Origin of the sequence: Cryobacterium shii, assembly GCF_004402595.1 — a bacterium.
GTDB classification, from domain to species: Bacteria; Actinomycetota; Actinomycetes; order Actinomycetales; family Microbacteriaceae; genus Cryobacterium; species Cryobacterium shii.
The window spans coordinates 1-11,506 of record NZ_SOFY01000035.1; the positions used below are offsets into that span (position 1 = coordinate 1).

Consider the following 11,506-nt stretch of genomic DNA (forward strand, 5'->3'; position numbering starts at 1 on the left):
CGCCCGCCGCCGCAACCGCCGCCGCGCCCGCCGGCCCGCCCGCAGCCCTGATGGGCGCGAGCGGCCAGTCCGCCGGGGCCGAGCCGCTGCTGGCCCGCGCTCACCACGGCTCGGTGAGCAAGGAGCAGCGGGCGCTGATCGAGGACGACCTCAAGGCCGGGCGGCTGCGCTGCGTGGTCGCCACCTCCAGCCTGGAACTCGGCATCGACATGGGCGCGGTCGACCTGGTGGTGCAGGTGGAGTCGCCGCCGTCGGTGGCCAGCGGGCTGCAACGGGTGGGCCGGGCCGGGCACCAGGTGGGGGAGGTATCCCGCGGGGTGATCTTCCCCAAGCACCGGGCCGACCTCATCCACGCGGCCGTCGCGGCCGAGCGCATGGTCGCCGGCCTGATCGAATCCCTGTCGGTGCCGTCCAACCCGCTCGACATTCTCGCCCAGCAGACCGTGGCCGCGACGGCGCTCGAACCCATCGACGCGGAGGAATGGTTCGACACCCTGCGCCGCAGCGCCCCCTTCCACTCCCTGCCGCGCTCGGCCTACGAGGCCACCCTCGACCTCCTCGCCGGCCGGTACCCCTCCGACCAGTTCGCCGAGTTGCGCCCCCGCATCGTCTGGGACCGGGAGACGGGCATCCTCACCGGCCGTCCGGGCGCGCAACGGCTCGCGGTCACCAGCGGCGGCACGATCCCCGACCGGGGCCTGTTCGGCGTGTTCATGGTCGGCGGCGACCAGGCCACCGGCCGCCGGGTGGGCGAACTCGACGAGGAGATGGTCTACGAGTCGCGGGTGGGCGACGTCTTCGCCCTCGGCACGACGAGCTGGCGCATCCAGGAGATCACCCATGACCGCGTGCTGGTGCTGCCGGCGTTCGGCGAGCCCGGCCGGCTGCCGTTCTGGAAGGGCGACGGCCTGGGCCGTCCGGCCGAGCTCGGCGAGGCGATCGGCGCGTTCCTGCGCGAGGTGTCCGCGCTCCCGCCCGAGGGCGCCAGGGCCCGCTGCCGGGCGGGCGGCCTCGACGAGCGCGCCGTCGACAACCTGCTCGCGTTCCTCGCCGAGCAGCGCGCCGCGACGGGGAACCTGCCCACCGACCAGACCCTCGTCGTCGAGCGCTTCCGGGACGAGCTGGGGGACTGGCGGGTCGTGTTGCACTCCCCGTTCGGCCTGCAGGTGCACGCGCCGTGGGCGCTGGCGGTTGGCGCGAGGGTGCGGGAACGCTACGGCATCGACGGGGCCTGCATGGCCAGCGACGACGGCATCGTCGTGCGCATCCCCGACACCGAGTCCGAACCCCCGGAGAGTTCCCTCTTCGTCTTCGACCCCGACGAACTCGAGCAGCTGGTCACCGACGAGGTCGGCGGTTCCGCCCTGTTCGCGGCCCGGTTCCGTGAGTGCGCCGCGCGCGCGCTGCTGCTCCCGAGATACAACCCCGGGCGGCGCTCGCCCCTGTGGCAGCAGCGCCAGAAGGCCGCCCAGCTCCTCGACGTGGCCCGCACCTTCCCGACCTTCCCGATCATCCTCGAAACCGTGCGCGAGTGCCTGCAGGACGTCTACGACCTGCCCGCGCTGCTGAACCTCACCCGGCGCATCGACAGCCGCGCCCTGCGCCTGGTCGAAATCCAGACGGATGCCGCGAGCCCGTTCGCGAGCACCCTCCTCTTCGGTTACGTGGCCGCGTTCATGTACGAGGGGGATTCCCCGCTCGCCGAGCGCCGAGCCACCGCGCTCTCGATCGATTCCAGCCTGCTGGCCGAGCTCCTCGGCCGGGTGGAGCTGCGGGAGCTGCTCGACCCGGTGGTGATCGAGCAGACCGACGCGGAACTGCAGCGGCTGCCGGCCGACCGAAAGGCGCGGGGGATCGAGGGCATCGCCGACCTGCTCCGCGGCCTCGGCCCGCTGACGACCGACGAGGTCGCCGCCCGACTCGACCCGCAGGGCGGACCGGCGGCGGCCGAAGGCCTGCAGGCTCTCGTCGCCGCCCGGCGGGTGCTGCCCGTCGGCGTCGCCGGCCGGCCGTGCTGGGCGGCCGTCGAAGACATCAGCCGGCTCAGGGACGCGCTCGGCGTGCCGGTGCCGCAGGGCGTGCCGGCCGTGTTCACCGAGCCCGTGCTCGATCCGCTCGGCGACCTGGTCAGCCGGTACGCCCGCACCCACGGCCCGTTCACGGTCGCCGACGTGGCCGAACGATTCGGCCTCGGCCCCGCCGTGGCACTGGGGGCGCTCCGCCGGCTCGCCAACGCCCGCCGGGTCGTCGAGGGCGAGTTCCGGCCGCACGGCACCGGCAGCGAGTGGTGCGACGCCGAGGTGCTCCGCCGCCTGCGCCGCCGGTCGCTGGCCGCACTCCGGCATGAGGTCGAGCCGGTCGACCAGGTGACCGTCGGGCGGTTCCTGCCGGCCTGGCAGCACGTGGGCGGGCGGCTGCGCGGTGTGGACGGCGTCGCATCCGTGATCGAGCAGTTGGAGGGAGCCCGCATCCCCGCTTCGGCGTGGGAGTCGCTGATCCTGCCGGCCCGGATCGAGGACTACCGGCCGGCCATGCTCGACGAACTCACGAATGCGGGTGAGGTGCTCTGGGCCGGCTCCGGCACGCTGGCCGGCAACGACGGCTGGATCAGCCTGCACCTGAGCGAGACCGCGCCGCTCACCCTGCCGCTGCCGCCGCCGCTGGAGACCACGGCGCTGCAGCAGGAGATCCTGGCCACCCTGGGCGGCGGGGGCGCCTTCTTCTTCCGGCAGCTGGCGGATGCCGTCGGCAGCCAGGACGACGCCGGGCTCGCTGCCGCGCTGTGGGACCTGGTCTGGGCGGGTCTGGTGGGCAACGACACCTTCGCGCCCGTGCGCGCGCTCCTTTCCGGCGGGAAGGCGGCGCACGGCACCCGCCGGGCTGCCCCGCGGGCTCGGCTGCACGGCGGCCGAATCCTGGCCCGGCCGACCCTGCCGGCCCGCGGCGGCCCGCCGACCGTCTCCGGGCGCTGGTCCGTCGTGCCGGTGGCCGACGACTCCCCGACCCGCCGTGCGCACGCCCTCGGCGAGACCCTGCTGGAGCGCTACGGCGTCGTCACCCGCGGCGCCGTGATGGGCGAGGGCGTGACGGGCGGTTTCGCGCTCGCCTACCGCACCCTCAGCGGCTTCGAGGAGATGGGGCGGTGCCGCCGCGGCTACTTCATCGAGGGGCTGGGCGCGGCCCAGTTCGCCACCGTCGGCACGGTCGACCGGCTGCGCTCCTTCGTCGCCGACGCGGGTTCGGGCTCAGGTTCGGGCTCGGGATCGGGCGCCGCGCTGAGCGCGGTGACGCTGGCCGCCACCGATCCGGCCAACCCCTACGGTTCCGTGCTGCCCTGGCCGCCGCTGCCGGACGGCACCGGGCACCGCCCCGGACGGAAGGCCGGCGCGCTGGTCGTGATCGTCGACGGGGCGCTGGTGCTCTACGTCGAGCGCGGCGGCAAGTCCGTGCTCGCATTCGAGCCTGGCGAACCGGACTCCGCAGTGACGGCCGCCGCGCTCTCCCTGGCCGGCACGGTGAAGGCCGGTCGGGTTCCCAAGCTCGGTGTCGAGACCGTCAACGGGGTCTTCGTGATGGGCACCCCGCTCGGCGCCGCACTGCAGGCGGCCGGGTTCGGCGTGACCCCGCGGGGGCTGAAGCTGCATGCCTGAGGAACGCCGTGCCCGGAGCCACCGCGTAACAACCTGCACGTCTGAGGCAACCCGTGCCGAACCCGTGCCGAACCCGTGCCGAACCCGTGCCGAACCCGTGCCGAACCCGTGCCGAACCCGTGCCGGGAGGCACCGCGTGACAAGCACCATGCCTGAGGAGAGCCATGCCTGAGGGCGACACCGTCTATCGCACCGCGCACAATCTCGACGCGGCGCTGCACGGCGCCCGGCTCACCCGGTGCGACGTGCGGGTTCCGGCGTACGCCACCGTGGACCTGACCGGCGAGATCGTGCACGAAGTGGTCAGCCGCGGCAAGCATCTGCTGATGCGGGTGGGGGAGTACAGCATCCACTCGCATCTGAAGATGGAGGGCTCCTGGCACCTCTACCGGCACGGCAGCGCCTGGAAGCGCCCGGCCTTCCAGGCTCGCATCGTGCTGGAGACGGCCGAATGGGTGGCCGTCGGCTTCGAGCTCGGTGTGCTCGAGGTGGTGCCGCTGAACCGCGAGGCCGAACTGCTCGCCTACCTCGGGCCCGACCTTCTCGGTGCCGACTGGGACGCGGCCGAGGCGACCCGCCGCATCCGGGAGCGCCCCGATCGGCCGGTGGCGGTGGCGCTCGCCGACCAGGGGAACCTGGCCGGACTCGGCAACGAATACGTCAACGAGCTGTGCTTCCTGCGGGGGCTGCTGCCCACCCGGCCGGTCGGTGAGGCGACGGATGTCCCGGCCCTCGTCGACCTCGCCCGCCGGCTGATCCTGGCCAACCGTGACCGCACCGAGCGCATCACCACCGGCAACGCCCGCCGGGGCATGCAGAGCTGGGTGTTCTCCCGGGCCGGCCAGCCGTGCCGGCGCTGCGGCACCCTGATCGAGCGGGGCACCCTGGGCCGCTCAGAGCTCGAGCTGCGGAACACCTTCTGGTGCCCGCGCTGCCAGACCTAGCCCGAACGAATTCGACGGCGATTTTGCCCGAATCGGGCCCGCCAGCTCGGAATGCGGCGTTTTAGGCCAGAATCTCCGTCGAATTGGTTCGCCGGACGCCGTGCTGGACGTGTGGACGCCGTGTTGGCCTAGAGGTCGCCGTCGCGGTCCGCGCCGGCGTGCCCGCCGGCATCCGTGTCGGGGTCGCCTGAGGGCGTCCAGGGCGTCCTGGTCCGCCCAGACGTTGCCGAGAACGGTCATCGTGCCGAAGACGAGGACCATCACCGGCCAGAGCACCCAACTGGGGACCAGGCCGGGCCAGGTCAGCACCAGGGTGCCCAGGTAGGGCACCAGCACGGACGACGTGAAGCGCCGCCGCTCCGGTGTGGCCCGCTGCGCGACCGCAGCATCCCGCCGGAACGGCACCAACAGCCTCAACTCCATGATTCCCCGTCCCTCATGCTGCCTATCCCCGCCGAACCGTGAGTTTGGCCGGTTTTCCGTGCCCGAAACGGTGCCGAACTCACGGTTCGGCGCCGTGGCGCAGCGGCGACCAGGCGACCAGGCGACCTGGCGACCAGGCGACCAGGCGACCAGGCGACGACCTTCTAGTTGACCGGGCCGGTGAACTTCTCGCCCGGGCCCTGACCGATGGCATCCGGGATGGCGGACGCCTCGCGGAACGCGAGCTGGAGCGAACGCAGCCCGTCGCGGAGGCTCCGCGCGTGCATGTCGGCGATGTCCGGGGCGGCCGCGGTGATCAGTCCGGCCAGCGCGGTGATCAGCTTGCGCGCCTCGTCCAGGTCGATCTGGTTCTCGGGGTCGTCGGCCAGTCCCACCTTCACCGCGGCCGCACTCATCAGGTGCACGGATGCCGTTGTGATGATTTCCACCGCTGCCACATCGGCGATATCGCGTGTTGCCTGGACTGCATCCTGCTCGTTGCTGTTGGTCACTGTATTCCTCTGTTAGACTTATCCGGGCTCCGAGATGCAAGTCTCGGTACGAAAGTGGATAATCTCCCACCCGCGCATACCGCTTCATAAAGGTTACCGGGTAGTTGCACTCCGCCGTCGCGGCACTGGATCCGTCACAAGATCACGATGCGCGAAGGTAGACAGGGTGTCGTCTGTGACAACCGGGCATTTGTGACCGGCAGTCCAGACGTTATTTTTCCTCTCTTCGTCTCCGGGCGACATCCGTCACCTGGCTGTAGCCACGATGAATGAGAAGAGGAGAGACGCATCAGCGATCCCCGTACAAATGACCGTATCCGCGTCCCCGAAGTTCGTCTCGTTGGTCCCAACGGCGAACAGGTCGGAGTCGTGGCCATCGATGTTGCGCTGCGCCTGGCACAGGAGGCCGACCTCGACCTCGTTGAGGTTGCACCGACCTCGAAGCCGCCCGTTGCCAAGATCATGGACTACGGCAAGTTCAAGTACGAGGCTGCGCAGAAGGCCAAGGAGGCCCGGCGCAACCAGGCGAACACGATCCTGAAAGAGGTTCGTTTCCGTCTCAAGATTGACAAGCACGACTACGAGACCAAGCGCAAACGCGCCGAAGGCTTCCTGAAGGCCGGCGACAAGGTCAAGGCCATGATTTTGTTCCGTGGCCGTGAACAGTCCCGTCCCGACCAGGGCGTACGTCTGCTCCAAAGATTTGCCGAGGATGTCGCCGAGTTCGGTTCCGTGGAATCGAGCCCGACCATCGACGGGCGAAACATGGTCATGGTTGTTGGCCCGCTGAAGAACAAAGCGGAAGCCAAGGCTGAGATCAACGCACACAAGGCTGCCGACCGGGCAGAAAAGGTTGCCGACAAGGCTGACAAAGTTGCTGATAAGGCAGCGAAACTGGAGGAAAAAGATGCCTAAGATGAAGACCCACTCCGGGACGAAGAAACGCTTCAAGGTCACTGGCTCCGGCAAGATCATGAAGCAGCAGGCCGGCCTGCGCCACAACCTCGAGGTCAAGAGCACCCAGCGCAAGTCCCGCCTGAACCAGGACCAGGTGCTGGCCAAGGCCGACATCAAGGTCATCAAGAAGCTTCTCGGTCGCTAGACCCCGTACCCCGTAAGGATCAATAAAAATGGCAAGAGTAAAGAGGGCCGTAAACGCCCACAAGAGCCGTCGCGTAATTCTCGAGCGCGCCAAGGGCTACCGCGGCCAGCGCTCGCGTCTGGTGACCAAGGCGAAGGAGCAGCTCACTCACTCCTTCACTTACAGCTACCGCGACCGTCGTGCACGCAAGGGTGACTTCCGTCGCCTGTGGATCCAGCGGATCAACGCTGCGTCCCGCGCGAACGGCCTGACCTACAACCGTCTGATCCAGGGCCTCGCCCTGGCCGGAATCCAGGTCGACCGTCGCATCCTGGCCGAACTGGCCGTCAACGAGCCCGCCACGTTCGCGGCCATCGTCGAGAGCGCCAAGGCAGCACTGCCCGCCGACACGTCGGCACCGAAGGTCGCCGCGTAGCTTTCGCAGCTCTTCGGCACGCAGCACTTCAGCACCACCTGAACGTCGCACTCTTCACGGGAGCGGGCCTGGCGCCCGCTCCCGTTTTGCGTGCCCGGGCGCCCGATCCGACCGGTTCCGCTGTGCCCCGCGCGGGGGCATCACCCGCGGGCCTCGGCAACTAAGCTGGACGCATGTTAGATAATCCCCGTTCGCCGCGTGTGCGGGCCGTCGCGAAACTGGCGAATCGAGCCGCTCGATCCGAGACGGGGCTGTTCCTCCTGGAGGGCCCGCAGGCCGTCTCCGAGGCCCTGAACTTCCGTCCCGACCTCGTGCTCGAACTCTTCGCCACCCCCACCGCACTCGAGCGCCACACCGACATCGCGGACGCCGCGAAAGACGCGGGCGTCGAGGTCGAATTCGTCACCGAGCAGGTGCTCGAGACGATGGCAGACACGGTCACCCCCCAGGGCTTCGTGGCCGTGTGCCACCAGTTCCCCACCTCGGTGAAAGACATCTTCGCTGACGGCCCCAAACTCATCGCCATCCTCGAAGAGGTGCGCGATCCCGGCAACGCGGGCACCATCATCCGTGCAGCGGATGCTGCCGGCGCGGACGCCGTCATCCTCACCGGTCGCAGCGTCGACCTCTACAACCCCAAGGTGGTGCGGTCGTCGACCGGGTCGATCTTCCACCTCCCCGTTGCCGTGAGCGCGACCCTCGAGGACGTGCGCGAGCGCGCCAAAGAGGCCGGTCTGCAGGTCTTTGCCGCCGACATCAAGGGCACCGATCTGCTGGCCGCCCGCACCGAGGGCCTCCTGGTCGCGCCGACCGCGTGGCTCTTCGGCAACGAGGCCCGCGGGCTCACCGAAGAAGACCTGGCCAAGGTCGACCGCTCCATTTCGGTGCCGATCTACGGTCACGCGGAATCGATGAACCTCGCCACTGCGGCCAGCGTTTGCCTGTATGAAAGTGCCTTCGCGCAGCGCAGCTGATCCGATCGATGACGGCCATACCACAAAATTTGTGGTGCGGCCGTCTTTCTTTGTGCCTTAGGTTGGGGGACATGGAGCCTACAGAGTCTGCGCCGGCGACGTCCAACATCACGGTGTTGCGCGGTGAGCCGCTAGTTGTCATCAGTGACGTCGACAAGCACTACGGCGACCTGCACGTGCTGAAGAAGATCAACGCCGTCGTCAATCGCGGCGAGGTCGTGGTGGTGATCGGCCCGAGCGGGTCGGGCAAGTCCACCCTCTGCCGCGCCATCAACCGGCTCGAGACGATCGACGCCGGCGTCATCACCATCGACGGCGTGAAGCTGCCGGACGAAGGCAAAGACCTCGCCCGGTTGCGCGCGGACGTCGGCATGGTGTTCCAGGCGTTCAACCTGTTCGCGCACAAGACCGTGCTCGAGAACGTCACGCTCGGCCCGATCAAGGTGCGCGGCCTGTCGAAGGCCGACGCCGAGAAGAAGGCCATGGTCCTGCTCGAACGCGTCGGCGTCGCGAACCAGGCGAAGAAGATGCCGGCCCAGCTCTCCGGCGGCCAGCAGCAGCGCGTGGCGATCGCCCGTGCCCTCGCCATGGACCCCAAGGTGATCCTGCTCGACGAGCCCACCAGCGCGCTTGACCCCGAGATGATCAACGAGGTGCTCGAGGTCATGATCGACCTCGCCAGCGACGGCATGACCATGATCGTCGTCACGCACGAGATGGGCTTCGCCCGCAAGGCGGCCGACCGGGTGATCTTCATGGCCGAGGGCGAGATCGTCGAGGAGACGACGCCGGAGAAGTTCTTCACGAACCCCCAGAGCACGAGAGCGAAAGATTTCCTCTCCAAAATACTTGCCCACTAACCGGTGCGCAGGATGACACAGCAATCAGGAGAAACACCATGAGACTCAAAAAAGGTCTAATGCTTTCGGCCATTGCCCTTGCCGGCGTGCTCACCCTCAGTGCCTGCACCGACTCGGCCGCCAAGCCCACCGCCGCACCCGTGGAGAAGGCGCCGACATTCGCGGCCGGCACCACCATGGCGAAGCTGAGCGAAGCCGGATCGATCACCATCGGCACCAAGTTCGACCAGCCGCTGTTCGGCCTCAGGGGCCCGGACGGCCAGCCGGTCGGCTTCGACGTCGAGATGGGCACGCTCATCGCGTCCAAGCTCGGCATCCCCGCCGACAAGATCAAGTGGACCGAGACCGTGTCGGCCAACCGCGAGCCCTTCATCCAGAACGGCCAGGTCGACCTCGTCGTCGCCACGTACACGATCAACGACACGCGCAAGCAGGTCGTCGACTTTGCCGGACCGTACTACGAAGCCGGCCAGGACCTCCTCGTTCTCGCGGGCAACCCGGACAAGATCAAGAGCCCGGAAGACCTCGCCGGAAAGTCCGTCTGCACCGTCAGCGGATCGACGTCGGAGAAGAACATCACGGCCTACACCGACAAGGTGCTCGCGACCGACACCTACTCCAACTGCCTCGGCCCGCTGCGCAGCGGCGAGGTCGTCGCCGTGACCACCGACAACGTCATCCTGGCCGGCCTGGCCGACCAGAACGCCGGTGAGTTCGAGGTCGTCGACAAGCCCTTCACCAAGGAGCCCTACGGCATCGGCCTGAAGAAGGGCGACACCGAGTTCCGCACCTTCATCAACGACACGCTCGAGGAGTCCTTCAAGGACGGCACGTGGGCCAAGGCCTGGGAAAAGACCGCCGGTACGGTGCTCGAGACCCCCACCCCGCCGGCCGTCAACCGGTACTAGTAACACCTGCTCGAACCTGATCGGGGCGGCCGGACGTCAGAACGGTCGCCCCGACCAGTGCATTCGCCTGTCACCCAGGCACCCCACGCTCAGTTCAGATCAGAACCAGACAACACAGAAGAGGAGGTGAGTTGTGGACGCAGTCATCGAAAACCTGCCCGTGTTCCTGGAAGGCTTCAAGAACACGTTGGGCCTTCTTCTTTTGTCCGGCACGGGAGCGCTCGTACTCGGCATCATCATCGCGGCAATGCGCATCTCGCCGGTCGCATCCCTGCGCGGATTCGCCACGGTCTACACCGAGATCGTGCGGAACACCCCGCTCACCCTGGTGCTGTTCTTCTGCGCCTTCATCCTCCCGTACCTGCAGTTCTCCCCGGGCTACTTCGTGCTCGCCATGATCGGCCTCACCGTGTACACCTCGCCCTTCGTCGCCGAGGCACTGCGCTCGGGCGTCAACGGCGTGCACGTGGGCCAGGCCGAGGCCGCCCGCAGCGTGGGCCTGACGTTCACCCAGACCCTGTCCTTCGTGGTCATGCCCCAGGCGGTGCGCATGGTCATCCCGCCGCTGATCAACGTGTTCATCGCCCTGACGAAGAACACCTCGGTCGCCGGCGCGTTCTTCGTCTTCGAACTGTTCGGTGCCGCCCGCAAGGTCACCAACGAACGCGGGGACGAGGTGCTCGCGATTCTCCTCGCCGTCGCCGCCTTCTACCTGCTGGTCACCATCTCGCTCGGCGTGATCGCCGCGCGGGTCGAGAAGAAGGTGGCGGTCCTCCGATGACGTCAGTGCTCTACGACGCTCCGGGCCCGAAGGCCATCATGCGGTCGCGGATCTTCTCCGTGGTCACCGGACTCATCATCGCCGCCGGCCTGGCCTGGCTGATCCTGGCCCTGGGCGCTCCCAAGACCAGCGCCAACGGGGCCGAGCAGCCGGGCCTCTGGGATGCGACCCGCTGGGACGTCTTCTCCGACCGCGAGGTCTGGCGCACCCTCGGCCGCGGAGCCCTCAACACCCTCCGGATGGCCGGTGTCGCCGCCGTGTTCGCGCTCGCGCTCGGCGTGCTGTTCTCCTTCGGACGCGTGTCCGACACCAGGTGGCTTCGGATCTCGACCACGGTCGTGCTCGAATTCGTGCGCGGCATGCCCGTGCTGCTGATGATGCTCTTCATCCTCCTCGTCTTCTCCACCGGTTCCTTCTGGGCCGGCGTCGCCGCGCTGTCCGTCTACAACGGGGCGATCATCGGCGAGGCGCTGCGGGCCGGCATCAAGAGCCTGCCCCGCGGGCAGCGCGAGGCCGGGCTGGCCATCGGGCTCACCCCCGTGGCGACACGGCTTCGGATCGAGTTCCCCCAGGCGTTCCGGCAGATGCTGCCGATCATCATCGCGCAGCTCGTCGTGCTCCTCAAGGACACCTCCCTCGCGTTCGTGGTCGGCTACGAGGAGCTCCTCCGCAGCGGGCAGGGCCTGACGAACTTCTTCGGCAGCCGCTACTCGTTCTCCTTCTTCCTCGTCGTGCTGGCGATCTACCTGGCGATGAACCTGTCGCTGTCCTGGCTGGCCCGCGTCATCGCCCGGCGCACCGGGTCCAAGTCCGGCGGCGTGACGCCGAAGACCAAGACCCCGCCGGAGAAACCGGTCGAACCCGAGCTGGCGTACCCCGCGGCGCTGGGCAACCAGATGGGCGGCGACCAGGTCCGGCGAGGCTAAACTTGGGACTT

At 68.6% G+C, this 11,506-nt stretch carries 11 protein-coding genes; 10 read left to right on the forward strand and 1 reads right to left on the reverse strand.

What is annotated here, in order from left to right; all coding sequences use genetic code 11:
• Positions 1-3,650 (forward strand): DNA glycosylase AlkZ-like family protein (locus E3O49_RS07425; RefSeq protein ID WP_134451284.1); only part of this gene is annotated, 3,650 nt, incomplete at its 5' end.
• A gap of 164 nt (positions 3,651-3,814) precedes the next feature.
• Entirely contained in the window at positions 3,815-4,594 is a 780-nt protein-coding gene (locus E3O49_RS07430) for a DNA-formamidopyrimidine glycosylase family protein (protein WP_134364951.1), read from the forward strand.
• A gap of 587 nt (positions 4,595-5,181) precedes the next feature.
• On the opposite strand, the gene E3O49_RS07435 is transcribed toward E3O49_RS07430, so the two are convergent.
• On the reverse strand, positions 5,182-5,529 hold the full coding sequence (locus E3O49_RS07435; RefSeq protein WP_134364953.1) for a DUF1844 domain-containing protein: 348 nt from the start codon (positions 5,527-5,529) through the stop codon (positions 5,182-5,184).
• A gap of 288 nt (positions 5,530-5,817) precedes the next feature.
• Between E3O49_RS07435 and infC the strand changes: the two genes are divergently transcribed.
• The 8 genes from infC to E3O49_RS07475 all read left to right on the forward strand — a co-directional run bounded on the left by infC (position 5,818) and on the right by E3O49_RS07475 (position 11,495).
• Positions 5,818-6,444 carry a translation initiation factor IF-3 gene (gene infC / locus E3O49_RS07440; RefSeq protein ID WP_134364954.1) on the forward strand — a complete coding sequence of 209 codons (627 nt, stop codon included), beginning with the start codon at positions 5,818-5,820 and terminating at the stop codon, positions 6,442-6,444.
• Positions 6,437-6,631 (forward strand): 50S ribosomal protein L35, encoded by a 195-nt coding sequence (rpmI, locus tag E3O49_RS07445; protein WP_134364955.1) that lies wholly within the window; start codon positions 6,437-6,439, stop codon positions 6,629-6,631. Before infC ends, rpmI begins: the two co-directional genes overlap by 8 nt.
• A 28-nt stretch (positions 6,632-6,659) precedes the next feature.
• Positions 6,660-7,046 carry a 50S ribosomal protein L20 gene (gene rplT, locus E3O49_RS07450; protein ID WP_134364956.1) on the forward strand — a complete coding sequence of 129 codons (387 nt, stop codon included), beginning with the start codon at positions 6,660-6,662 and terminating at the stop codon, positions 7,044-7,046.
• 173 nt (positions 7,047-7,219) lie between these two features.
• Positions 7,220-8,020 (forward strand): TrmH family RNA methyltransferase, encoded by an 801-nt coding sequence (locus E3O49_RS07455; protein ID WP_134364957.1) that lies wholly within the window; start codon positions 7,220-7,222, stop codon positions 8,018-8,020.
• 71 nt (positions 8,021-8,091) lie between these two features.
• Positions 8,092-8,880, forward strand: coding sequence for an amino acid ABC transporter ATP-binding protein (locus tag E3O49_RS07460; protein ID WP_134364958.1), 789 nt, complete (start codon positions 8,092-8,094; stop codon positions 8,878-8,880).
• A 59-nt stretch (positions 8,881-8,939) separates the two neighbouring features.
• Positions 8,940-9,788 (forward strand): glutamate ABC transporter substrate-binding protein, encoded by an 849-nt coding sequence (locus E3O49_RS07465; RefSeq protein ID WP_370292120.1) that lies wholly within the window; start codon positions 8,940-8,942, stop codon positions 9,786-9,788.
• A 133-nt stretch (positions 9,789-9,921) separates the two neighbouring features.
• The gene (locus tag E3O49_RS07470; protein WP_134364960.1) at positions 9,922-10,569 is read left to right on the forward strand and encodes an amino acid ABC transporter permease; all 648 of its coding nucleotides are present in this window, start codon (positions 9,922-9,924) and stop codon (positions 10,567-10,569) included.
• Positions 10,566-11,495 (forward strand): amino acid ABC transporter permease, encoded by a 930-nt coding sequence (locus tag E3O49_RS07475; protein ID WP_134364961.1) that lies wholly within the window; start codon positions 10,566-10,568, stop codon positions 11,493-11,495. The genes E3O49_RS07470 and E3O49_RS07475 overlap by 4 nt, the downstream gene beginning before the upstream one ends.
• The last annotated feature ends 11 nt before the right edge of the window (positions 11,496-11,506 follow it).